The organism is Nocardia bovistercoris (assembly GCF_015674855.1).
Classification (GTDB): domain Bacteria; phylum Actinomycetota; class Actinomycetes; order Mycobacteriales; family Mycobacteriaceae; genus Nocardia; species Nocardia bovistercoris.
On sequence record NZ_JADMLG010000004.1, the window covers coordinates 396,432 to 420,582 of the forward strand.

General features: G+C 69.1%; 22 protein-coding genes. 15 read left to right on the plus strand and 7 right to left on the minus strand.

Annotated features, from left to right (window positions below; genetic code table 11):
- Nucleotides 1-41: 41 nt before the first annotated feature.
- Both IT779_RS12840 and IT779_RS12845 read right to left on the minus strand, forming a co-directional pair.
- The gene (locus tag IT779_RS12840) at nt 42-2,159 is read right to left on the minus strand and encodes a RecQ family ATP-dependent DNA helicase (protein WP_196149481.1); all 2,118 of its coding nucleotides are present in this window, start codon (nt 2,157-2,159) and stop codon (nt 42-44) included.
- A 223-nt stretch (nt 2,160-2,382) separates the two neighbouring features.
- The gene (locus IT779_RS12845; RefSeq protein ID WP_196149482.1) at nt 2,383-2,706 is read right to left on the minus strand and encodes a WXG100 family type VII secretion target; all 324 of its coding nucleotides are present in this window, start codon (nt 2,704-2,706) and stop codon (nt 2,383-2,385) included.
- A gap of 133 nt (nt 2,707-2,839) precedes the next feature.
- Between IT779_RS12845 and IT779_RS12850 the strand changes: the two genes are divergently transcribed.
- Nucleotides 2,840-4,534, plus strand: coding sequence for an alpha/beta hydrolase (locus IT779_RS12850; protein ID WP_196149483.1), 1,695 nt, complete (start codon nt 2,840-2,842; stop codon nt 4,532-4,534).
- A 73-nt stretch (nt 4,535-4,607) separates the two neighbouring features.
- Nucleotides 4,608-5,105: an LppA family lipoprotein gene (locus tag IT779_RS12855; protein WP_332838777.1), complete on the plus strand. Its 498-nt coding sequence runs from the start codon at nt 4,608-4,610 to the stop codon at nt 5,103-5,105.
- Nucleotides 5,106-5,253: 148 nt separating this feature from the next.
- On the opposite strand, the gene IT779_RS12860 is transcribed toward IT779_RS12855, so the two are convergent.
- The 5 genes from IT779_RS12860 to IT779_RS12880 all read right to left on the minus strand — a co-directional run bounded on the left by IT779_RS12860 (nt 5,254) and on the right by IT779_RS12880 (nt 12,396).
- Entirely contained in the window at nt 5,254-6,477 is a 1,224-nt protein-coding gene (locus IT779_RS12860; protein ID WP_196149485.1) for an RtcB family protein, read from the minus strand.
- Between the two features lie 751 nt (nt 6,478-7,228).
- Nucleotides 7,229-8,410, minus strand: coding sequence for an amidohydrolase family protein (locus IT779_RS12865; RefSeq protein WP_196149486.1), 1,182 nt, complete (start codon nt 8,408-8,410; stop codon nt 7,229-7,231).
- A 1-nt stretch (nt 8,411) separates the two neighbouring features.
- Nucleotides 8,412-9,767, minus strand: coding sequence for a type I glutamate--ammonia ligase (locus IT779_RS12870; protein WP_196149487.1), 1,356 nt, complete (start codon nt 9,765-9,767; stop codon nt 8,412-8,414).
- 408 nt (nt 9,768-10,175) lie between these two features.
- Complete coding sequence (locus IT779_RS12875) at nt 10,176-11,369, minus strand: aminotransferase class I/II-fold pyridoxal phosphate-dependent enzyme (protein WP_196149488.1); 1,194 nt, start codon at nt 11,367-11,369, stop codon at nt 10,176-10,178.
- A 118-nt stretch (nt 11,370-11,487) separates the two neighbouring features.
- On the minus strand, nt 11,488-12,396 hold the full coding sequence (locus IT779_RS12880; RefSeq protein WP_196149489.1) for a ribokinase: 909 nt from the start codon (nt 12,394-12,396) through the stop codon (nt 11,488-11,490).
- 191 nt (nt 12,397-12,587) lie between these two features.
- On the opposite strand from IT779_RS12880, the gene IT779_RS12885 reads away from it, so the two are divergent.
- From IT779_RS12885 to lexA, 13 genes are all read left to right on the plus strand, one after another.
- Nucleotides 12,588-13,853 carry a glutamate-5-semialdehyde dehydrogenase gene (locus IT779_RS12885; RefSeq protein WP_196149490.1) on the plus strand — a complete coding sequence of 422 codons (1,266 nt, stop codon included), beginning with the start codon at nt 12,588-12,590 and terminating at the stop codon, nt 13,851-13,853.
- A gap of 81 nt (nt 13,854-13,934) precedes the next feature.
- The gene (locus tag IT779_RS12890; protein ID WP_196149491.1) at nt 13,935-14,819 is read left to right on the plus strand and encodes an AAA family ATPase; all 885 of its coding nucleotides are present in this window, start codon (nt 13,935-13,937) and stop codon (nt 14,817-14,819) included.
- Between the two features lie 2 nt (nt 14,820-14,821).
- Nucleotides 14,822-16,246: a vWA domain-containing protein gene (locus IT779_RS12895; protein WP_196149492.1), complete on the plus strand. Its 1,425-nt coding sequence runs from the start codon at nt 14,822-14,824 to the stop codon at nt 16,244-16,246.
- 10 nt (nt 16,247-16,256) lie between these two features.
- On the plus strand, nt 16,257-16,592 hold the full coding sequence (locus tag IT779_RS12900) for an MmcQ/YjbR family DNA-binding protein (RefSeq protein ID WP_196149493.1): 336 nt from the start codon (nt 16,257-16,259) through the stop codon (nt 16,590-16,592).
- Nucleotides 16,593-16,971: 379 nt separating this feature from the next.
- Entirely contained in the window at nt 16,972-17,796 is an 825-nt protein-coding gene (locus IT779_RS12905; RefSeq protein ID WP_196149494.1) for a hypothetical protein, read from the plus strand.
- Nucleotides 17,797-17,897: 101 nt separating this feature from the next.
- Nucleotides 17,898-18,608: an RsiV family protein gene (locus tag IT779_RS12910; RefSeq protein WP_196149495.1), complete on the plus strand. Its 711-nt coding sequence runs from the start codon at nt 17,898-17,900 to the stop codon at nt 18,606-18,608.
- Nucleotides 18,609-18,696: 88 nt separating this feature from the next.
- Nucleotides 18,697-19,341, plus strand: a complete 645-nt coding sequence (nadD, locus tag IT779_RS12915) for a nicotinate-nucleotide adenylyltransferase (protein ID WP_232541671.1) — start codon at nt 18,697-18,699, stop codon at nt 19,339-19,341.
- Nucleotides 19,338-19,718: a ribosome silencing factor gene (gene rsfS, locus IT779_RS12920; RefSeq protein ID WP_196149496.1), complete on the plus strand. Its 381-nt coding sequence runs from the start codon at nt 19,338-19,340 to the stop codon at nt 19,716-19,718. The genes nadD and rsfS overlap by 4 nt, the downstream gene beginning before the upstream one ends.
- Before the next feature lie 42 nt (nt 19,719-19,760).
- Complete coding sequence (locus IT779_RS12925; protein ID WP_196149497.1) at nt 19,761-20,420, plus strand: histidine phosphatase family protein; 660 nt, start codon at nt 19,761-19,763, stop codon at nt 20,418-20,420.
- A 4-nt stretch (nt 20,421-20,424) separates the two neighbouring features.
- Nucleotides 20,425-21,252: a diglucosylglycerate octanoyltransferase gene (gene octT, locus IT779_RS12930; protein WP_232541672.1), complete on the plus strand. Its 828-nt coding sequence runs from the start codon at nt 20,425-20,427 to the stop codon at nt 21,250-21,252.
- A 3-nt stretch (nt 21,253-21,255) separates the two neighbouring features.
- Nucleotides 21,256-22,119: a DegV family protein gene (locus IT779_RS12935; protein ID WP_196149498.1), complete on the plus strand. Its 864-nt coding sequence runs from the start codon at nt 21,256-21,258 to the stop codon at nt 22,117-22,119.
- 84 nt (nt 22,120-22,203) lie between these two features.
- Nucleotides 22,204-22,692 carry a GNAT family N-acetyltransferase gene (locus IT779_RS12940; RefSeq protein WP_196149499.1) on the plus strand — a complete coding sequence of 163 codons (489 nt, stop codon included), beginning with the start codon at nt 22,204-22,206 and terminating at the stop codon, nt 22,690-22,692.
- Between the two features lie 79 nt (nt 22,693-22,771).
- Nucleotides 22,772-23,428, plus strand: coding sequence for a transcriptional repressor LexA (gene lexA, locus IT779_RS12945; RefSeq protein ID WP_196149500.1), 657 nt, complete (start codon nt 22,772-22,774; stop codon nt 23,426-23,428).
- Nucleotides 23,429-24,151 lie beyond the last annotated feature (723 nt).

Consider the following 24,151-nt stretch of genomic DNA (forward strand, 5'->3'; position numbering starts at 1 on the left):
GACCCTATCCCTTTCCCGGCCGCCCCACCCGCCGGACACGATCAGGTCACCGAGGCGAGGGCGAAGGGGAGGATGGGGGGTGCGCCCGCGGTGCGGAGGGTGTGGGTGGCGACGGTGAAGGTCCAACCGGTGTCGGTGAGGGAGTCCACCAGGAGGATGGGGCCGGTGGCGGGGGAGAGGTCGGGGATTTCCCAGCTGTCGTGCAGGGCCGCGACGCGGTGCGCGGAGTTGGCGGCCGAGACCGGCGGGCGGTCGGGGCGGCGGGGGAGGGTGCCGAGGTCGGTGAGGCGGCCCACTTCGGCGAGGCGGGCGGCGAGGGTGGCGGTGAGGACCGGGTGGGTGGGGGATTCCAGGGCGAGGACGGCCGACGGGCGCTGCGCCCAGTTCCACTCGCGCAACACCGCGACGCAGGCGTCGAAAACCCGGTCGGGGATGGGGTCGTCGGGGGCGTCGAGGAGGGCGCGCAGGCGTTGGCCCCAGCCGAGATCGGTGAGTCGGCCGAGGGCCCGGCCGGTTTCCGGGCCACGGGTGATCTTGCCGGACAGCGGGATTCCGAGAGTGCCGAGTCCGGTGGGCCACTGTTTGCGCGGGGCCAGGTCGAGGCCGGGACGGTCGAGTCGGGCGCGGGTGGCGGCGAGCGAGGCGGCGTCGACGCCCGCGTCGGGGCGCACGCCCGTGCAGTTGTCGCAGCGGCCGCAGCCGGGGGCTTCGGTGTCGGGCAGGCCGGGGTCGTCGAGTTGGCGGCGCAGGAAATTCATGCGGCAGTCGGCGGTGCCCTGGTAGTCGAGCATGGCCTGCTGTTCGGCTTCGCGCGCCGCCGACAAGCGCTCGTAGCGTTCGCCGTCGTAGACCCATTGCTGACCGGTGGTGATCCACCCGCCGCGCACCCGGTGCACCGCACCGTCGACGTCGAGCACCTTCAACACCATCTCCAGGCGGGAGCGGTTCAACTCGACGCGCGGCTCGAGCGCCGCGGTGGACAGGGGGCGATCGAAGTCGAGCGCGTCGAGGACGGTGCGCACGATATGTTCGCGCGGGAAGGCGACGGAGGCGAAATAGCTCCAGATCCGGGTGTCCTCGGGGCCGGGCAGCAGGATCACCTCGGCGCGATCGGTGCCGCGTCCGGCGCGCCCGACCTGCTGGTAGTAGGAGATCGGCGAGGACGGCGCACCGACGTGCACCACGAAACCCAGGTCGGGTTTGTCGAACCCCATGCCGAGCGCCGAGGTGGCGACCAGTGCCTTCACCTCGTTGGCGAGCAGCGCCACCTCGAGCGACTCGCGTTCGGTCGGGTCGGTCTGGCCGGTGTAGGCGGCGACGTGGTGGCCGCATTCGTTGAGCACGTCGGCCAGATCGTGGGCGGCGGCCACGGTGAGGGTGTAGATGATCCCGGAACCGCGCAGGTCGGAGAGATGATCGCGCAACCAGGCGGTGCGTTCGACGGCGTCGTCGAAGCGCAGCACCGACAGGTGCAGCGATTCCCGGTCGAGGGTGCCGCGCAGCACGAGGGTGTCGGTGCCGATCTGGCCCGCGATATCGGTGACCACCCGGTCGTTGGCGGTCGCGGTGGTGGCAAGCACCGGCACGTCGGCGCCGAGGTCGGCGATCAGCGTGCGGATGCGCCGGTAGTCGGGGCGGAAATCGTGGCCCCAGTCCGAGACGCAGTGCGCCTCGTCGATCACCACGAGTCCGGCGTCGGCGGCCAGCCGTGGCAGCACCTGATCGCGGAAATCGGGATTGTTCAGCCGTTCCGGACTGACCAGCAGCACATCCACCGCACCCGCGGCCACCCGCCGGTGGATCTCGTCCCATTCGGTGACATTGCCGGAGTTGATGGTGGCCGCGACGACGCCCGCGCGGTCGGCCGCGGCCACCTGATTGCGCATCAGCGCCAACAGCGGAGACACGATGACGGTGGGACCGCGCCCCGCCCCGCGCAGCAGTTTCGCGGCGATGAAATACACCGCCGACTTGCCCCACCCGGTGCGCTGCACCACCAGCGCCCGTCGCCGCGACACCACGAGCGCCTCGATGGCGACCCACTGGTCCTCGCGCAGCCGCGCCGATGGACCCGCCAGCTCACGCAGCAGGTGTTCCGCCCGTTCCCGCAGGTCGGGCGCGGCGGTATCGATCACGGAGGTCTCACTCGCCGAAGTCATGGCCCCCATGGTGCCCTACCCCACCGACAAAGTCGTGGGGGCGAATTCTCGGTCGCCATCGGGTAGCGGTCTCGATGGCGCACGTTTCGGGGCGGCTGTGGCACCGGCCGAACTTCGGGCAAAATCGGTCGAATTTCGCGGCGGATTCGAGGCGCCCGCCTCGAACCGACCGACATCCGCCGAAACTACGGCGACTGCGACATCGCGAACGGGTCGGGCGAGCTCACAGATCGAGGCTCGAGGACCGCGAGGTCAGTTGGGACAGTGCCGAACTCGACGATCCGTCCTGCGTCTCCATACCGGTGGCCGTGGTCGCGAGCGACTCCGACAGTCCCGCGACACTTTGCTGCAACTGGGTGCGGCGTCCTTCCAGATAGGTGGTGAACCGGCCGAAGGCGGTCGCGGCGGGATCCTTCCATGCCGGTCCGCACTCGGCGATGACTCGATCGGTGTCCCGCAACGCCGTCCCTGACTCCTCGAACACGATGTCGAGGCGACCGGCGGCCGTGCGCAACTGCTGTGGATCGACGGAAACAGACTCTGCCACGGTGCCCCCCGGGGTCGGCCTCGCGTGCCGTTCCAGCAGCCAGGCGCTGATGATCTCGTACGATACAGTGTGCACTGCGACGCGCAGTACCACTGCCGTCCGAGCGCGTCTTGTTCATTGGGGGAATCCGACGGTGCTGCTACCCGACATACGCTGGTGGAACGAACTGGCGCTCGAACTGCTCGAACAGTCGCTGTCCCAGCGCATCACCACGGTGCAGGACGTGCATCGTCAACTCACCGACATCGGCGCCCTCCCGGGGTGGCAGGGCGCGGCCGCCGACGCCGCGCGCCGCGGCTTCACCGTCACCACCGACAGCCTGGTCGACGAGGCCGCGGTCCTCGGCGCCGTGCGCGAGCTGACCACCCAGACCAGGGCAGCGGTCAAACACCTCAAACAGACCCTGGAGACCATCGATCGGACCGCCGAGGCCAACGGGCTCGAGGTCTGGGATGCCGGACATGTCACCATCGCCGACCGGCCCGGCGCGCCCGACCCCGCCTCGGTGGAGGCGATCCGGCTGGAGCTGATCGACGCCGCCCGCGCGGTCATGCGTCAGGCCGACGACATCGTCGACGATGCCGCCGACGTGCTCAACAGGGCCGCCGACGGAACGATCGATGACAAGGGCGCCACCGATGTCACGGCGGCCGCCGCCGCGGGCGCCTCCCAGGGCGGTTTGACGGTCCTCGCGCCGCCCGAGAACGCGACACCGCAGCAGTACAAGGAATATTGGGACGCGCTCGGCGAGCGCCAGCGCGACGAGGTCATCGAGCAGCATCCGGAATGGATCGGCAACCGGGACGGCATCCCGTCCAGCGCCCGCCACGAAGCCAATGTGAATCTCATCGATGACGAGCGCACCCGCCTGACCCGGCAGCAGACCGAATTGCGTGATCGCCTCGCGGACAACGAGTACGGCCCGCTCGACCTCGATCCGAATTCCCCCGACCCGAATTCGGCCGACAAAGCCGAACTCGCCCGTGTCGAGGCGAAACTGAAGGACCTGGACACGATCGAGTCCATCTTGAAGGACCACCCCCTCAATCCGAACGATCCCGACAAGGGCGCCCGGCTGCTGATGCTCGATATGAGGTCCGGCGAGAACGGCATGGCCGCGATAGCCGTCGGGGATCCCGACAACGCCGACCACATCTCGGTCACAGCGCCCGGGGTGTCCACGACGGTGGAGTCCATGAGTGGGATGACGAAGGAGGCCAAAGCACTTCAGGAGGAGGCAGAGCAGCAATTGGACCGTGTCGGTCGTGGTGGCGAGAAGGTTTCTACGATCGCGTGGCTCGGGTACGAGCCGCCGCCGGATCTCGCCTCCGCCGCCGGTACCGGTCGCGCCGAGGACGGCGCACCCAAGTTGGCGAGCTTCTACGAAGGGCTCGACGCCGCGTCGAACAAGACCGATCCGCACATCACGGCCCTCGGGCACTCCTACGGTTCCTACACGACAGCACTGGCATTGCAGCAACTCGGTCCCGACGGCCCGGTCGACGACGCGGTCTTCTACGGCTCGCCCGGGGTCAACGCCGACGACGAACCCGACCTCGGCTTGGCGCAGGGACATGGTTATGTCATGCGCGCCCCCGACGACCCGATCGCATGGGCCGACGGCTTCGGCGTCTTCGGACCCGACCCGGTGACGACCGGTCTCGAGCAGATCTCGACACGCGAGGCGACCACGAGCGACGGCGTGCACCGCGAGGACGCCAACGGTCACAGCGAATATCCGCGGCCGAGCGGCAACGGTGAATTGCGCACCGCCACCTACAACATGGCCGTGATCCTGGCGGGCCTGCCCGACCAGGTGGTGCGCTGACATGACGAACGTGATGACGCGATCGCTGGCCGCAGTGCTGGGTGCGGCGATCCTGAGTGCATGTGGAGGCTGTGTGCAGGATCCGTACAACACCAAACCGAGCGCCGAGGAGATCGCGCACGCGGAGGAACGGATGCGCGCGCTGCCTTCGGTCGTGGACAGTGAAGCACAATTGGCGGCCGTGGTGCGCGAGATCACCGACGCGGCGAAAACTATTGCACCGGAGTTGAACTGGTATACCAGGAGCAATCGTGAGCAGAGCACACTCGGATGCCCTTCTCCCTACCTGGAGACCACGGGTGTGTCGATGACCACCGATCGCTTCGTCTCCGACACCCCCATTCCCGAAACCGCGTGGGGCGAAGTGCTGCGCATCGCGCGCGACATCGCCGCCCGCAACGGCATGACCACCCTCACCGTGCGTATCGACCGGCCGGGTGACCACGACGTCGTGCTGCACTCGCCGGACGACGGTAACGAGATCAAGTTCGGCACCTTGAAGGCCGCGGTCATCGTCGGATCGACGGGCTGTCGCTTCCGCGCCGAGGATCTACCGCCCACTGGGAAGTGAGCCCCGCCGACACCGCACAGCCGCGCGGGGATCGCGCCTTCGACGGGCAACCACCGCGAACCCCGCCGACATCACGGACCACCTGCGGCCGGATCGACCAAGCGCGACCGAGTACAGGGGCCGCTGCGACCACGGCCCCGCACACTCCTTAGCCCTTCACGCACAGCACCTGACGCAGCGTCGCCACGACATCGACCAGGTCGCGCTGCGCCTCGATCACCGCGTCGATGTCCTTGTACGCGGCCGGGATCTCGTCGACTACGCCCGCGTCCTTGCGCGACTCGACGCCTTCGGTCTGGGCGATGAGATCGGCCACGGTGAACTGGCGCTTGGCCTGGGCGCGGCTCATCCGCCGACCCGCGCCGTGCGAGGCCGAGCAGTACGAATCCGGGTTGCCCTTGCCGCGCACCACATACGAGCGGGTGCCCATGGAACCGGGGATCAGCGCGAGATCCCCGTCGCCCGCGCGGACCGCGCCCTTCCGGGTGACCAGCATCGGCGCGCCGTCGATCGTCTCCTCGGCCACGTAGTTGTGGTGGCAGGAGATCGGCTCCTCGAAACGCACCTGGCGCTCACCGAACTCGTCCTGGACCGCGCCGCAGACCAGGGCGAGCATTACCGCCCGATTGCGCGCCGCGTACTCCTGCGCCCAGGTCAGGTCGCGGCGGTAGTCCGCCATCTCCGGGGTGTCCGCGACGAATACCGCCAGGTCGCGGTCGACCAGGTCGCGGTTGTGCGGCAGCGCGCGCGCCACGGCGATGTGGCGCTCGGCGAGTTCCTTGCCGATGTTGCGGCTGCCCGAATGCAGCAGGATCCACACGCCGTCGTGCTCGTCGAGACACACCTCGATGAAGTGGTTGCCGCCGCCGAGCGAACCGATCTGCTTACCTGCCTTGCTCTCCAGATTCTGGACGTCGGGGTGCAGGGATCCGAACTCCTTCCAGAACCGCCGCCAGTCGTTGACGCCGCGCGCGAGTTCCCCGTGCGAGGCGCCGAAACGCGCGCCGAGCTTCGCGACATCCACCGGATCGCGGTGCGCCTGGAATCCGACCGGCACCGCCGCCTCGATGCGGTGGCGCAGCGAGACCAGGTCGTCGGGCAGGTCGGCGGCGGTGAGGTCGGTCTTGACGCTCTCCATCCCGCAGCCGATGTCGACCCCGACCGCCGCGGGCGCCACCGCGCCGCGCATCGCGATGACCGAGCCGACCGTTGTGCCCTTGCCGACATGTACATCCGGCATCACCCGCACGCCGTGCACCCGGTCGAGTCGTGCGATGGCGCGCAGTTGCCGCAGCGCGGCGGGGTCGATCTCGTGCTCGTCGGCCCACATCAACGTCCGCGCCCGCGTTCCGGACAACTCGACGGGAAACATTGTTCGATCCTCTCGGTGTACTACTCGAATCACGGTAGAGAGGACGCCCGCCTCCGCGCACGCGAATATTCCGCCGGTGCGCCCTCCCCGCCTGTCCGCTGTGCCCTCCTCGCGACCGATCACGGTGGTCCGGTGTCGTACCCGCTCCGCCCGGGCCGCCACCGGACCGTGCAGCGGACGGTGACGAAGGCAGCGCGGATTCCCGAGGTCGTTCGCGTCGGCTGTCCCGCGACCCGCACGCGATCGACCGGGTAGGTCTGGCGTGTTGTCCGCGGCGCGCCCTGTCTGGGCCGTACGGCGGATCGTGACGCGAGTAGGCGGATTCTCGAGGTCGTCCGCGTCTGGCTGTCCCGCGACCCGCACGTGATCGACTGGGTAGGTCCGGGGCGTTGCCCGCAGCGCGCCCCGCCCGGTCGGCACCTGTCCGGGCCGTACGGTGGACCGTGACCGCGAGTAGGGCTGATTCGGGAGGTCGTCCGCGTCTGGCTGTCCCGCGACCCGCGCGCGATCGACCGGGTAAGTCCGGCGTGTTGTCCGCGGCGCGCCCCGCCGGGGCCGTACGGCGGATCGTGACGCGAGTAGGGCTGATTCGGGAGGTCGTCCGCGTCGGCTGTCCCGCTACCCGCGCGCGATCGACCGGGTAGGTTCGGTGCGTTGCCCGCAGCGCGGCCCCGCCCGGTCGGCACCTGCCCGGGCCGTACGGCGGATCGTGACGCGAGTAGGGCGGATCCGCGAAGCCGCCCGCGTCCGGCTATCCCGCTACCCGCACGCGATCGACCGGGTAGATCCGGCGCGCGTTGCCCGAAGCGATCGCCGTCACCATCGCCTCGGCGTCGACGGTGGTGATCAGGTCCTCGGCCAGCCAATCGTCCAACAGTCGACCGAGTCCGCGGCGCCACAGCAGCGCCGCGAGATAGTGCAGCTCCGGTAGTGCGAAACCGTCGGAGGAGTAGCCGAGCGCGCCGAACGGCGCGAGTTCCAGCGTTTCGGCGAGCACCGCGCCCGCGCGGGCGCCGACGTGCGGGATCGTCAGTCCGAGATCCAGGTGCACGTGGTCGAACAGGTGCGCCAGGTAGGCGGCGTTGCGGTGGAAGGGCCAGCAGTGCAGCAGGACGACGGTGAGTCCGGTGTCGGCGGTGGCGCGTAGGAAGTCGGTGAGCAGCAACGGGTCGGCGTGGTCGAGGCGCAGATCGGGATCGCCGAACCCGGTGTGGATCTGCAGGGGCAGACCGAGTTCGGCGCCGAGTCGCGCGCCGAGGCCGACCAGCCAGCCGATGAGTTCCGGATCCGTGATGCGGTGATCGGCGGGGATGGTGGATGGCGGGAACTCGACCGAAGGGAAATGCAGTCCGCACCGGTAGGCGGCCACGGTCTTGAATCCGACGGCGTCGTTGGCGCGTTCGCGCAGCGTGTTCTCGATCTCGGCGAACAGCAGCGGGGAGTGGCGGCGTTCGGCGATGACCTGTTCGGCGACCTGTTCCAGGCGCACCACTTCCCCGACCGTGCCCGCGAGCGCACCGAACGCGGCCAGTTTGTCGGTGTGCGGCGCGGTGATCGGGGCCGCGTTGTCGCGCAACGGGTGTCTGCCCGAATTCCGCGCCCGCGATAAGGTCGTATCATGCTGTGCCGCATCGGGTTCGGGCCAGAAGCCGGAGTCGATCAGCCAGGTGGTCACGCCCGCGCCGCGTAACAGTCGAGTCGATGCCTCGCGCCAGCCGAGTTCGGCGCGCCTGGCGAGGTAGTCGTCGGCGCTCGCGTGCGCTTCCAGGTCGAGGACGGGTGCGCAGAATCGGCGCACCGCGAGCCCGAGGGCCGAGTCGATGTGTCCGCGCCTGCCCTCGCCGAGGTTCGCCTCGAAGTTCGCGCGATCGAGATCCTCGGTGCGGACGCCGTGACAGTGCTGGTCGAGCAGTGCGACGCCGTCGGTGATCACCTCAGAACCGCCACAGCGTCGACTCGACCAGTTCGTGCGGCGTCGCTTCCCGGCAGCGCTGCGCCTCGGCGTCGCGGACGGTGAGCAGCGCGTCGTGCAGTTCCGGACCCATCGCGGCGGCGAGGACGTGGGAGTCGGCGAGTCGCCGAGCGGCCTGCACCGCGTCCTCGGGCAGGCGTGGCACCGCGGCGGCGGCATCGAAATGTGCTGGGTCACCCGTGATTTCGTCGGGAAGCGGCAGATTCTCCGCGACGCCCGCCAGTCCGGCGGCGATGACCGCGCCGACGATGAGGTACGGGTTGCCGGTCGCGTCGAGACATTTGACCTCGGCATTGGCCGCCCACTGCTCGGTGCCGCGCACCCCTGTCACGAAACGCAGTGCGGCTTCCCGGGTTTCACGACCCCAACACTGCCAGACCCCCGCCCACCGCGAGGGCCGCATCCGCAGGAAACTCGCCGGGTTACCCGCACCGACGGCGACCAGCGCGGGCAGCTCACGCAGCACGCCCGCCAGAAAGGCCGCGCCCGGCGCACGCATGCCGTAGGGGCCGGCGCCGCCCGCGAACAGCGAACCGTCCGCGTCGTGCACCGAGAAGTGCAGGTGCGCACCGGAACCCGCGCCGTCGGGATCGACAGAAGGGGCGAAGCTGGCCCGCCACCCGGCGGCCGCGCTGACCTGGCGGATGGTGTGGCGCAGCAGGATCGCGGCGTCGGCGGCCGCGACGGGATCGTCCGGCGCGAGGGAGATCTCCAGTTGGGCCAGTGCGTATTCCGGATGGAACTGCTCCACCGTCAGCCCTTGTCGAGTGAGCGCGGCGACGAGGTCCCTTGCGTAGTCGGCGACCGGTCCGAGGCGTTGGATGCCGTAGGCGGGCCCCTCGAACGCAGGCACGAACCCCGCCGTATCACCCCGCCCCAGCGACCATTCGGTCTCGAACGACATCGACAGCTGCAACCCGGCCGCACCCGCCGCCGCCACCTGACGCGCCGCGAAGCCACGCTGACAGCCCACGAATCGCGCGCCGTCCTGGGTGTACTTGTCGGCGGGCGCCAACGCCCACCCCGGCTGACAGGCCAGCACCGTGAGCGCGCCGAGATCGGGCACGATACGCAGATCGCCGTCGGGTCCGCCCAGGTAGCGGCCCACCGCCATGGCGTCGTCGAAGGTGAAGGTCTCGAAACACGGGGAGACGCCGACACCGAAGCGCGCCGCGTGCCGCAACCGCGCGGCAGGCACCGTCTTGACCCTGGTGATGCCCGCGTTGTCCACGAAGGACAGCGCGATCATGTCGGCGTCGATATGGTCGACGGCCTGTTCCGCGCCGTCGGCGGGTATGCGCTCCGCAGTGGTTGGCATGGTCGTCAACCATAGGTGTACCGGTGCGTGCCGGACGGTATACGCGGCCGAATTCACAGCGCGTGCCTGCGTGTTCGGCGCGGGGCGAGTCGCGGGGGGCCTCGGTACGCCGTGCAAGTGGTGGTGCAAAGAACTGTGGGTCTCGGCACGCCGGTCCGTGTCGGCAAGACAGTGATCGAGCTGCGACCGTGACACTTGTTCTCCGCTACGCAGCGCGCGGCGACCGCGGTCTCGTCCGCGGCAACAACGAGGATTCCGTCTACGCTGGCGCCAGACTGCTCGCACTCGCCGACGGCATGGGCGGTCATGCCGCGGGCGTGGGCTCAGCACGTCGTGTGGGTGGCGGCGCAGGGTGTCGTGTGGGCTGAGGGCACCGTGTGGGCTGAGGGCACCGTGTGGGCCGTGGGCTCAGCGCCCGGTGTCGGCGGCGGTGGCGGACACATCGGGCCGCGCCGCGACCGGGGCGGGCGGCAGCGTGCCGAAGGTGTCGCGCACCTGTTCGCAGGCGAGCACGACGCGCTCCACATCGATATCGCTGAGTCCGGCGTGCAGCGCGAAACGCACGAGCGTGCGATGGCGCGGGGTCATCGGCGGGCAGAGCGCTTTGGCGAATATGCCGCGCTCGGCCAGGAAATCGCGGATCGCCAAGGCGCGCTGATCGGGTCCGCCGGGCAGTGCGACCAGCGGTGCGGCCACGGCGCCGACATCGAATCCCATGCTGCTCAGGGCATCTCGAACGCGAGTGGCGATCTGGCGTAGGCGCTCGCGCCGCCAGTCGTCGGCGCGCACGATCTCGAGCGCCGCGGCGAGTCCGGCGATCTCGTGGCGCAGCGGCGGTGTGGAGAACACCCGAGGATACGCCTCGACGGTGAAGTAGTCGACGAAGTCCACGCCGTTCACGCAGACGATTCCGGCGCGCCCGCCGAGAGTCTTGGACAGGCTCGCGGTACGGAACGGCACCCGTTCGGCGAGTCCGAGCGCGACCACCGCGCCCGCGCCGAGCGGTCCGTCGGTGCCGAGGGTGTGCGATTCGTCGACCACGAGCAGACTTCCGGTCTGTTCGGCGACATCGCAGAGCTGAGCCAGGGGGCTGCGGCTGCCGGTGGCGCCGTACATGGCGTCCACGGCGATCACGCCGGGACCGTAGGTGCGGATCTCCTCGCGCAGATGTCCGGGGAAGTTGTGGCGGAACGGATGCAGCGGCGCGCCCGCCGCTTTCGCCCCCTCCCACAGCGACATGTTCGCGAGGCTGTCGATGTAGACCGGTGTGCGCGGGTCGGCGACGGTCTGCAACAGCCCGATATTCGCCTGCCACCCCGATTGGCACAGCACGCCCGCGGGTGCGCGCATATGGTCGGCCAGTGCGCGTGCCAGCGCCGATTCGCCGGAACCGCCCGGCGCGGCGGTAACGGACGCGCAGATGGCGTGCGCTATGCGTTCGTCGTCGGCGATCCGCAGGTAGTCCGTGCCGTCGAGTCGGACGGCGTCGGCGCCGGGCGTCCCGCGGTGTGCGATATGTCTGCCGCCCCATTCGCCGACCACCCTGCCGTACTGGAATCGGTCGACGCGAAACTGCACCTGCTCCGCGACAGTGGGAATCACGCAGAACTCCCTTCACTGGATATAGCTATCCGAGAGCACACATCGCTGTGATTGAACCACCGTGTGCTCGCGGGCGGAGGCGCTTCCGCTGAAGAGAGGGCGAATCGCCGAAGGATATTCAGTGTTTCTTCGGCGTTTCCCGTGCGAATCTCGGCTGGTCGAGCAGGGATTCGATGGCGGCGGCCGTGGGGATCGACGCGCTCGCGCCGAGCCGGGTGGTTGCCAGCGCACCGGCGGCACACGCGTAGGCAAGCGCGTAGTCGGTACCGCGATGCCAGGACGCGGCGAGCGCACCGGTGAAACTGTCGCCCGCGCCGGTGGTGTCGACCACCTCGACCCGAGGGCTCGGACACGACGCCGCCTGCCCGTCCGGTCCCCGGTACCGTGCGCCGTCGCCGCCGAGGGTGGTCACGACGTGCGGCACGATGTCCAGAGCGGCGCCGAGCTCGCGTGCTTCGCCCGAATTGACCACGGCCACATCGACATCGGCCCACAGATTCGCCGGGAGCCGCGTCACCGGCGACGGGTTGAGCAGCACAGTTGTGCCGTTCACCGCCGCGTGCGCGACCGCCCGCGCCACCGTGGCGATCGGAATCTCCAACTGGCACAGCAGGATATCGGCCTCGGCGACGATAGCGAGATCCCGCTCGGTCGGCTCGGCGAAACTCGCGTTGGCGCCGCCGACGACGATGATGCTGTTCTCACCGCTCGCGTCGACCACGATCGCCGCGACACCGCTGGGCCCCGGCACGGTGCGCAACCCGCGCACCCCGACCCCCGCCGCGATCAGCGTGCCCCGCAGTTCGGGGGCGAAGACGTCATCGCCCACCGCGCCGAGGAATTCCACCCGCGCCCCCGCGCGACTCGCGGCCACGGCCTGATTGGCGCCCTTGCCGCCGGGCACGGTGGCGAATCCGGTGCCCAGCACGGTCGCGCCCGGTTCGGGACGACGGTCGGTGGTGGTGACCAGGTCCATATTGATACTGCCGAGCACGGCGATCGAAGGCAGGTCGCTTCCTGTGGTCATAGCGGCCGACGGTAACGACTCGACGCCTGTCCGGGCCACGAACCCGTGCGGTCGGCGTCGCGGGGTGATTCGGGCTGTCGACATCGCGGGCGACAGTCGGGATACGCCTGCCTCGGTTCGCCCCGGCATGTCCTCGCGACCTGGTACGGCGGTGGAAATCGCGGTGCGGCGCATCAGTAGGCTGTACTGGTATGACGGCAGGAACGACGACCGAGGTCGATACCCGCGAGGTGGTGCACGAGGCCGCGCGCAAGGCTCGCGTCGCGTCCAAGGCGCTCGCCCGGCTCACGGCCGCGCAGAAGAACGAGGCGCTGCACGCCGCCGCCGACGCGCTGTTGGCGGCGGCCGACACGGTGCTGGCCGCGAATGCCGAGGACATCGGCGTCGCGCAGGCCGCCGGCACCGAGGAGGCGCTGCTCGATCGGCTGCGTCTCACCAAGGCCCGCGTCGACGGCATCGCCTCCGGTCTGCGCCAGGTGGCGAGCCTGCCCGATCCGATCGGCACGGTCGTCCGGGGTTCCACACTGCCGAACGGTCTGGAGATCCGGCAGGTCAGGGTGCCGCTCGGGGTGGTCGGCATGGTCTACGAGGCCCGCCCGAACGTCACCGTCGACGCCTTCGGCCTCGCGCTCAAGTCCGGTAATGCCGCGTTGTTGCGCGGCTCCTCCTCGGCGGCGCATTCCAACGCGGCGCTGGTCGCGGTGCTGCGGGAATCGTTGGTCGCGCAGGGTATCCCGGCCGACGCGGTGCAGTTGCTGCCGAGTGCGGACCGTTCCAGCGTGACCCACCTGATCCAGGCGCGCGGCCTGGTCGACGTGGTGATCCCGCGCGGCGGCGCGGGCCTGATCAACGCGGTGGTCCGCGATGCCACGGTGCCGACCATCGAGACCGGCACCGGCAACTGCCACGTCTACGTGCATGCCGCCGCCGATCTCGACATGGCCGAGCAGATCCTGATCAATGCCAAGACCCGCAGGCCGAGCGTGTGCAACGCGGCCGAGACGGTGCTGATCGACGACGCCATCGCCACCACGGCGGTGCCGAGGTTGATGGAGGCGCTGGAGCGGCACGGCGTCACCGTGCACGGCGACCTTCCCGGCCTCACCCCGGCCGACGACCGGGACTGGGGTGATGAATATCTCAGCCTCGACATCGCGTTGGCGGTGGTCGATGATCTGGACGCGGCCGTCGCGCACATCGACCGCTGGGGCACCGGGCACACCGAGGCCATCGTCACCGGTGACCTGGCCGCGGCCCGCGAATTCACCGCACGCGTCGACGCCGCCGCAGTCATGGTCAACGCCTCGACGGCCTTCACCGACGGCGAGCAGTTCGGTTTCGGCGCGGAGATCGGCATCTCCACCCAGAAACTGCATGCCCGAGGCCCCATGGCGCTTCCCGAACTCACTTCGACAAAATGGATCGTGTGGGGCGACGGTCAGATCCGTCCCGTGTGATACGGACCGGTCGGTCGAGGGTAATTCGTCCTCGCCTCGACAACGGATCCCCCCGTTTGTTCGCCTAGGGAAGGACACCACGTGGCTTCGCAGCAGAGCACGACCCAGGAGCCGATCTTCGGCTCGGTCGACGATGTGATCGAGCGGCTGGCCACCACCGGCTACCTCGCCGACAAGGGCACCGCCACCTCGGTGTTCCTGGCCGACCGGCTCGGCAAACCGCTGTTGATCGAAGGACCGGCAGGCGTCGGCAAGACCGAGCTGGCCCGCGCCGTCGCCCAGACCGCGGGCGCGGAACTGGTGCGCTTGCAGTGCTACGAGGGCGTCGACGAGGCGCGCGCACTCTACGAGTGGAATCACGCCAAGCAGATCCTGCGCATCCAGGCGTCGAGCGAGAACGACTGGGCCGAGACCAAGGCCGACGTGTTCACCGAGGAATTCCTGCTCGCCAGGCCGCTGCTGACCGCGATCCGCCGCACCGATCCCACCGTGCTGCTCATCGACGAGACCGACAAGGCCGACGTCGAGATCGAAGGTCTGCTGCTCGAGGTGCTCAGCGATTTCGCGGTCACCGTGCCCGAACTCGGCACCATCGTCGCGCAACGCCGCCCGTTCGTGGTGCTCACCTCCAATGCCACCCGCGAACTGTCCGAAGCGCTCAAGCGGCGCTGTCTGTACCTGCACCTGGATTTCCCCGACGAGGAACTCGAACGCCGCATCCTGGCCAGCCGGGTGCCCGAACTCTCGGCGGCGGTGGCGGCGCAACTGGTGCGGATCGTGCACGTGCTGCGCGGTATGCAGCTGAAGAAACTGCCCTCGGTGGCCGAATCCATCGACTGGGGAAATACCCTGCTCGCCCTCGGCATGCACGACCTCGACGACAACACCGTTCGCGCCACCCTCGGCGTGGTGCTGAAACATCAGAGTGATCACCAGCGCGCGCTGGCCGAACTGAAGTTGGCCTAGTCGTGGCCGCCGGATCGGGCCGCGACCTCGCGTCCGCGGCCGCTCCGCACGGACTGCCGGGCCACCTGGTCGGATTCGTGGAGGCATTGCGGACCCGAGGCATCCCGGTCGGCCCCTCGGAGACGGTGGACGCGGGCCGGGTCGTCACCGTGCTCGACCTGCTCGACCGCGAGGTGCTGCGGGAAGGACTGGCGTGCGCGCTGCTGCGCCGCACCACCCACCGCGCGACCTTCGACGACCTGTTCGACCTGTGGTTCCCGGTCGCGATCGGGAAACGCGTGGCCGGAGCCGAGGAGATCGAGATCCCGCGCACGCCCACCGGCCAGGTCGACATCCAGGCGTTGCGCGACCTGCTGGCCGATCTGCTGTCCAGGGACGACACGAGCGAAGCTCTCGAACAGTTGGCAACGCAACTGGTCGAACAACTCGGCCAGTACCAGTCCGCGCGCGGACCGTCCTTCTCGGCGTATCAGGCGCTCAAGGAGGTGCAGCCGCAAACCTTGCTGGCGAAGATCCTGGCAGGACTCGCCGCTGGCCCTGACACCAGCGAATTCGATGCCGAGATCGCGCGCCGGGCCGCGCGCGGACGCATCGACGCGTTCCGTGCCACCGTCGAGGCCGAGACGCGCAGGCGGGTGGCCGAACGCATCGGCCGCGAGCGCGTCGCCACCTACGGTGTCGCGCGGCAGGCCGAGGACGTGGACTTCCTGCGCGCCTCCGAACGCGAACTGGTCGAACTGCGCCGCGGCACGCAGCGGCTGGCGCGCATTCTGGCCTCGCGACTCGCGGTGCGGCGCAGGCACGCGCGGCGTGGGGAGATCGACCTGCGCAAGACGCTGCGCAAATCCATGTCGACCGGCGGCGTGCCGATCGATCTGGTGAACCGCAAACCCCGGCCGGGCAGGCCGGAACTCGTACTGCTCTGCGACGTGTCGGGTTCGGTGGCCGGATTCAGCAATTTCACGCTGCTGCTGGTGAGCGCGCTGCGCGAACAGTTCTCGCGGGTGCGCATCTTCGCCTTCGTCGACCGCACCGACGAGGTCACGAAGTATTTCGACCCGCACACCCAACTCGACAGCGCGATGAGCAAGATCTTCTCCGAATCCCAGGTCGTCGGCTACGACGGGCATTCCGATTACGGCCACGCGCTCAGCACGTTCGTCACCGAATTCCCCGAGGCCGTCACCAGTCGCAGTTCGCTGCTCATCCTCGGGGACGCGCGCACCAATTACCGCGATCCGGAACTGGCGACGCTGCGGTCGCTGGTCGGGGTCGCCAAGCACGCGCACTGGCTCAATCCGGAACCGCTGAACCAGTGGGGTTCGGGCGATTCGGCGGCCGACCGCTACCGCGAAGTCATCGAAATGCACGAATGCCGTTCGGCCCGACAGTTGACCGAAGTGGTCTCCCGACTGCTGCCGGTGTGAGGAGACGGATATGGACGGCGCCGAGGTGCTGGCCTACTGCCTGAGCAAACCGGGCGCGCGCCGCGACGAGCCGTGGGAGGGCGATGTCGTGGCCAAGGTCGGCGACAAGATCTTCGCTTTCCTCGGCCCCGAGTCGGTCGGGTTGAAATGCGGCGCGTCCCGCCTCGAAGCCGACGAACTGGTCGCGCAGTATCCCGAGGATGTCTCGGTATCGCCGTATATCGGTCGCTACGGCTGGAACAAGGTCGGGCTCGGCGGCGCGGTCCCCGATGACGAGGTCCGTGAACTCGTCGATCAGTCCTATGACGCGATCGTCGCCAAACTGCCCAAAACCAAACGTCCCTGAGCGATTTCCGCACCTCGCGGTGTTCGGGCGGGCCGATTGTCACATTTCGGCGCGCCCGCGCGATAACGAAGTTGTATGCCGATCGGGCTGTCGCCGAGCCGTGCCCGAAAGAATTCCTTAAGGAAATCGTTGGGCGCGGTGTCGACGATCCTCAGCCATGGTGCGGAGAATGCCGGAGGGCGGGGTGCCCGCTGACGGCGACGTGAGTGCTGCGTCGCCTGCTCCGAGGGGGCGCTCACTCGACCCGCTGGATGTGGGCTCGGCAGCGGGTCCGCCGAGTGCGGATCCAGCGTCGGACATGGCGTCGCGCGACCTGGCGGGCAGCGTCAGGATGCCGAAGCATGCCCGCGCGGATTCGGCAGCGGCGGGTCCGGCTGCCGTGTCTGACACCGCAGCCGCCGATCGGGCCGAGGCCGCCGTGGAACTCGCGCGACAGGCCGCGATTCATTTGCTGGACGACCCCGAACTCGCCGAGCGGCAGTTGCGCGAGGCGCTGACGCTCGGTGCGCGCGCACTGCCCGCCGAGCATCTGGCGCGACTGGGATCGCAGCTGGTCATGGTCATATCGGGGCAGGCGGGGCGGGAGGAGGAACTCGCCGACGCGGCGTTGCGGGCGGCGGCGCGCTGGGACGGTATCTCCGACGCCGACGCGACCCACCTGACCTTCGTCGCGGCCCGCGCCCACTTCCGCGCCGGTCGTCACGGTGCGGCCGCCGCCCTGTTCGAGCAGCCGATCGCGGCGGGCGCCGCACCCTATCCCGGCACCGAGATGGCCGTATTGCGCTCCCAGTACGGCAAGTCGCTGACCATGGTCGGGCGTCATCGTGAGGCGGCGCGGCAGTTCGCCGAGGCCGCGCGACTGATCGAGAACCGGCCGGAGCAGGTGCGGTTGCGCGCCGAACTGGCCGCCGCGGCGGCTTCGGCGCTGGACGCCTGCGGGGAGGACGATCAGGCTCGGGTCGACTACCTGCGCGCGGCCGACCTGTGGGGCGAACTCGACCGCGTGGCGGCCCGCGCGCGCTGTCTCCGCTCGGCTGCCTGGCTCGAGTTCTGGGGCGGCGCCGAATCGGGGGAGGAGCGCGCGCTCACCGCACTGCGCGACCTGGTCGCCGAACTCGAGCGACTCGACCCGAGTCACGAAGTAACCGCGGAACTGGCCCACACCCGTCGGCAGCTGGCGAATATGCGGGCACGCGAACAGTGAAGCCGCCATTGGCGGATGTTTGGAATGTCTTTGGCGCGCTCGCGCATCGTGGACTCCACAAGGGGGACAAGCCCCGGCACATCGAGTATTCGGAGTTCGACATGAGGAAGTTCGCCGCCGCACTGGCCATCGCCGGGATGATGACCGCGTCACTGACCGCCTGCGCGGCCGGGTTGGAATCGAATGCGAGCGCCCAGCCGGTCGCGCAGGCGCCGCAGCACGCAGGCGGTTTCAGCGCGGCGTCGGTGCGCTTGGAAGGACCCGGCTACCGGATCGACGTACCGCAGGTCACCGGCGGGTCCGACGCCGCCCGCACGGAGTTCAACAACGCCATGCGGGCGCTCGCGCAGACCTGGATCGACCGGGTGGAGACCACCTTCACCCTCGAACCCGGACACGGTCAGGTCACCTACATCGGTACCAGGGTGGTCAGCGGCCTGCTCGTCGTCAGCACCTACGGCGAGGGCGCCGCGCATCCCAACAATGCCTACGAATCGCATGTGACCAATGCCGACACCGGCGCGGCGATCACCCTGCGCGACCTGTTCACCGATACCCAGGCGGGCCTGAACGCGCTGGCCGAGCAGGCCGCGATCGAGGTGCCGAAGACCCGCGCGGGGGACACCTACTTCAAGAGCGGCATCGAGGCCACCGAGTTCAACTACCGGCTGTGGTTGGCGACCCCCGGCGGCATGGAGATCCACCTCGGTGAGATCGCCAGCCATGCCGCGGGCGACATCGTCATCACCGTGCCGTGGTCGAAGCTGGATTCGGTGCTGAAGCCCGGCATCCGCGACATCGTCTCCAGCTGAGTGTCCGCGAACGGCCCGTCACCGTGACAACGGTGGCGGGCCGTCGTCGCGTGTGGCCGCCGCGGGGCACCGGTTAAGCTCGACACTCATGCAAGAGACAGGGCGGTCCGGCCGCAAGCTGGGCGTCATGGGCGGGACCTTCGATCCCATCCATCACGGCCACCTGGTCGCCGCCAGCGAAGTGGCCCATCGGTTCGACCTCGACGAGGTCGTCTTCGTGCCGACTGGTCAGCCGTGGCAGAAGGCGGACAAGCAGGTCAGCCCCGCCGAGGACCGCTATCTGATGACGGTGATCGCGACCGCGTCCAATCCCCGCTTCTCGGTCAGCCGCGCCGACATCGACCGAGGCAAGGTCACCTACACCGTGGACACCCTGCGCGAGACGCGGGCCAAGCATCCGGACGCCGAGCTGTACTTCATCACCGGTGCGGACGCGCTGGCCAACATCCTGACATGGCAGGATTGGTCCGAACTGTTCGAACTGGCGAAGTTCGTCGGGGTGAGTCGACCGGGGTACGAGCTGAACACCGATCATCTGCGGGAACATCTACGCGATCTTCCCGGCGACGCGGTGACCATGATCGAAATCCCGGCCTTGGCGATCTCGTCGAGCGAATGCCGTCGCCGCGCCGCCGAGAACCGGCCGGTGTGGTACCTCGTCCCGGACGGCGTGGTGCAGTACATATCGAAGCGGCGCCTCTACGTGCCCGCAGAGCGGAAGGTAACTGAATGACGGCATCTGTCGAGTCGGTCGAGATCGCGCAGGTCGCCGCGCGCGCCGCGGACGAGAAGCTGGCTGCCGACGTCGTAGTGCTCGACGTCTCCGAACAGTTGGTGATCACCGACTGCTTCGTGATCGCCTCCGCGCCGAACGAACGCCAGGTAAACGCCATCGTCGACAATGTCGAGGAGCGGTTGCGCGAGGCCGGGCACAAGCCGGTGCGGCGCGAGGGCACCCGCGAGGGCCGGTGGGCGTTGCTCGACTACGTCGATGTCGTCGTACACATCCAGCACAACGACGAGCGTAATTTCTATGCGCTGGAACGGCTCTGGAAGGATTGTCCGGTGGTCCCGGTGGACGGGATCGGCGATCCGCGCGCGAGTGAATGAGCGGATCGCCGGATATCTCAGCTCGTTCACCACGGAGGCACGATGAACAAGTACGCGAGCGTGCGCACACTGATCCTGTTGCGCCACGGGCAGACCGAATGGAATGCCGCGGATCGCATGCAGGGCCAGATCGACACCGATCTCACCGAACTCGGGCGTCGGCAGGCGAAGGAGGCGGCACGGGAACTGGTTTCGCGCAATGCGATAGCGATCGTGTCGTCGGATCTCAAGCGCGCGCACGACACCGCGGCGGCGTTGTCCGAGCACACCGAGGTGCCGGTGGTCCTCGATCGGCGGCTGCGGGAGACCCACCTCGGTGACTGGGAGGGGTTGACCCACCTCGAGGTCGACGCCGATTATCCGGGCGCGCGGGTCGCGTGGCGGCTCGACGCCGAATATCGCCCGCCGAACGGGGAGAGCAAACTCGAGGTCGGCGCGCGTTCGCTGCCGGTTGTCCAGGAATTGTTCGCGCGGCGGCAGGATTGGCCTGGCCGGACTATCATCCTGGTGGCGCACGGCGGGCTGATCGCGGGCTTGACGGCCGCGCTGCTGGATCTGCCGCCGCGGAACTGGCCCATTCTCGGTGGGCTGGCCAATACCAGTTGGGTGCAGTTGAGCAGTCACGGTCCCGGCATCGAACAGCCGGGTTGGCGCCTCGATGTGTGGAACGCAGCGGCGAAGGTAGCTCCCGATGTCCTCTGAAGTGATGCCCACTGAAGATGCCGTCCGGTCGGTACCGGACGATGCTCCCGAGAAGGCGGCCGAATCGGGCGCGGAGAGCGTCACGCCTGTCGCCGCGGAGCGGACCGCGCCGACCGGGCGGGAATCCGGGCGACCGGTATTGCTCGTGATCGCCGATTCGCTGTCCTACTTCGGGCCGAAAGGCGGACTGCCCGCCGACCATCCGAGGATCTGGCCGAATCTGGTCGGCGCGGAACTGGAGTGGGACGTGGAACTGGTCGGTCGCATCGGCTGGACCTGCCGCGATGGCTACTGGGCGCTCATCGGCGATCCGAGGGTGTGGGCGACGGTGCCGAACGCGGGCGCCGTGGTCTTCGCCGTCGGCGGCATGGACACCCTGCCGTCGCCGCTGCCGACCGCGCTGCGCGAACTCATCCGGTACGTGCGCCCGTCGTGGCTGCGCCGGATCGTGCGCAACACCTACAACTGGCTGCAACCTCGGCTGTCCAAACTCGGGCGTCCGGTGGCGTTGCCGCCGAAGGTCAGCGTCGACTACCTGGAACAGTCGCGGGCGGCGCTCGCGCAACTGCGCCCCGAACTGCCGTTCGTCGCCGTACTGCCCTCGGTGCACGACTGCGAGGCATACGGGCGCGTGCATCGCGGACGCGAACCCGCGGTGCGGGCGCTGCGCGCATGGTCGCAGCGCAGCGGCGTGCCGCTGGTCGACCTCGCGGAAGCGGTGCGCGACAACATCTTCTCCGGCGACGCCAACCCCGACGGCATCCACTGGGGCTGGGCCGGACACAGCGCCGTGGCAACCGCGATGGTGAAGACCTTGCAGGAGGTTCGGTAGTCCGTGGCCGTCGTGGTCGTCACCGATTCGTCCTCGAGCCTGCCTGCCGAACTCACCGCCGAGTGGGGCATCGTCGTCGCGCCGCTGCACGTGCTCGTCGGCGACCGCACGGTGCGCGAGGGCGTCGATCCGATCGAGATCGATTACAGCGCGGACACCGTGAGCACCTCCGCCGCGTCCCCCGGCGAACTGCGCGAAGTCTACGAACAGGCGCTGGAACGCAGCCGCGGCGACGGCGTGGTCGCCGTGCACCTGTCCAGGCAACTGTCCGCGACCTGGGAAGCGGGCGTCCAAGCGGTGCGCGACATGGACGCCGCCGACCGCGTGCGCGTCGTCGACTCTCTCGGCGCCGGACTCGCGACCGGACTGCCGACCCTGGCCGCCGCCCGCCGCGCCCGCGCGGGCGCCGCGTTGGACGCGGTCTACGAGGCCGCGGTCACAGCGGCGCGGCGAGCACGCACCTTCATCCTGGTCAACCGCACCGAACAGCTTCGCAAAGGCGGTCGACTGAGCAGCGCGGCGGTCTTCTTCGGCAGCGAACTGGTCACCAAACCGCTGTTGCAGATCGTGGAAGGACGCCTCGAACTGCGCGAGAAGGTCCGCACCAGATCCAAGGCGTACGGCAGGCTGGTCGCGGCAGCGGTGGAGGCGGCGGGCACCGACGGCGCCGCCGTCGCGGTGCAGCATCTCGGCGCGCCCGAGGCGGCCGACATCGTCAGCGGCCAGTTGCGCGAACAACTGCCCGACATCCGCGAACTCATCGTCGCCGAATTCGGCCCGGCCCTCGGCGTGCACCTCGGCGTCGGCGCGGTCGGAGTACTCGTGGTGCCCGGAGGCTGCGATCTGCCGACAGATGGCGCCGGGTGAGCGGGGCGTCCCGATCGGGAAAGGCTCGAATCGTGTCGAGTGCAACAGGTGCCGCTCACGTAGGTGATCATTAGCATCACGATCATGACGAGTTCCGCGCGTCCGCCGATCCGGCCCGCACTGAGCGTCACCGTCGTCGAATGGGACCACCCCGACGCGGTGACACTGCGCGACGAGATGGCCGCCGAAGTCGGCCCGCGCTACGCCTATCTGGCTGAATCCCTGCGGGGCAACACCCCCAACGCCGTCGACCCGGCGACCGTGCACCGCACCTTCGTCGTGTACTCGGCCGAACCGGTAGGCCACGCCACCCTCCGCTGGAACGGTGACGATCTCGAACTGAAGCGCATGTTCGTGCGCCCCGCGCATCGCGGCTCCGGCGCGGCGTCCCTGCTGCTCACCGCCGCTGAAGACGCCGCACGCGCCGCGGGCCGCCCCCGACTCATCCTGCAAACCGGCCACCTGCAACCCGAAGCCGTCCGGTTCTACGAACGCAGCGGTTACCACCGCATCCCGCTCTTCCCGCCCTACGAGGTACTTCCACTGTCCAACTGCTTCGCGAAGCCGGTGTGAGTATCCGTCCACGCATCCTCGCGGAATCTCCGGTGTGCCTCGTGGCGAGCGGATTCATCCTGGCCTCTAACATTTCCGGGTGACCGGATACGACCACGCCTACGAGCATATCGACACCTCGACGCTGCCGCCTCGTCAGCAGCGCATTCTCGTGACGATCCGCGAGTGGGTGATTCGGCACGGGTATGCCCCGAGCACCCGCGAGATCGGTGACGCGGTCGGGTTGCGGTCGACTTCCTCGGTCTCCAAACACCTGAAAAGCCTGGAAGAGAAGGGCTTTCTGCGGCGCAGCGGCACCGTGTCGCGCCCGATCGACGTGCGGATGTTCCTGGAGAGTTCCGCCCCGCGCGCGGACTCCTCGGACTCCGTCGACGTTCCGGTGCTCGGCGACATCGCCGCGGGCACGCCCATCCTCGCCGAGGAGCACACCGACGACAGCCTCACCCTGCCGCGCGAACTCGTCGGTCGCGGTACGGTATTCGGCTTGCGCGTGCGCGGCGACTCCATGATCGACGCCGCCATCTGCGACGGTGACATCGTCGTGGTCCGTCGGCAACAGGAGGCGCACTCCGGGGAGATCGTCGCCGCCATGATCGACGGTGAAGCCACGGTCAAGGTCTACCGCCGCCGCGACGGCCACGTACACCTCGAACCCCGCAACCCCGCCTACGAGGTCATCGACGGCGACCAGGCGGTCATCCTCGGCAAGGTCGTCTCCGTCATGCGCCGCGTGTAGGCGGCCTGTATCGGGATTCATCCACAGGTGTCCCGATATCCACAGGCATTCCGAAAGCCCAGGTCGAGCTGTCCGGTTCGACGCGTGACCCGCCTAGCGTCGCCCCCATGTCACGACACGACGAGCGCGAGCGCATCCGCCGCCGACTGGGCGTACTGGCCTCGGAAAGCGGTAACGGCCGAACCGGAACGCCGCCGACCATCGCGCACCACCGCAGGTCACCGGTCACGACTCTCGACACACACCGTCGAGCACCACGCCACAGCCGTGCCGATATGCGCGTCGACCGAGGGGAGACCACCGGGCCGCCGGACGTGTCGCCCGCCTCGTTCCGCCCGGCGATCGGTGTACTCCCCGGCGGGAACTGGGATCTCGATGAACTGCCCGCGACGATCCCGGACGAGCCGGACACTCCGACACGATTCGTCGGCGCCGACCCTCGATACGCGGCGCCGGAAAGCGGACGCGACGGAGCGGACACTCATGGCGAACCCGCGATTCCGCCGTGGATCGGAGACGTCGATCGCGTCCACACAGGTGACTTCGAGTACGGGGCGGCGGAGTCGACCCGAAACGCCGGGGACGACCGTCGACACCTTCCTGGTGAGTTCGGGATCGGCGATCGGGATGCTGACAGCGCGCCGCCGGGGGCGACTCGGATCGTGAGATCCGATGGTCGATTCACGGCGGGCGAAGACGCCGGGGGGCGCGCCGATATCGATG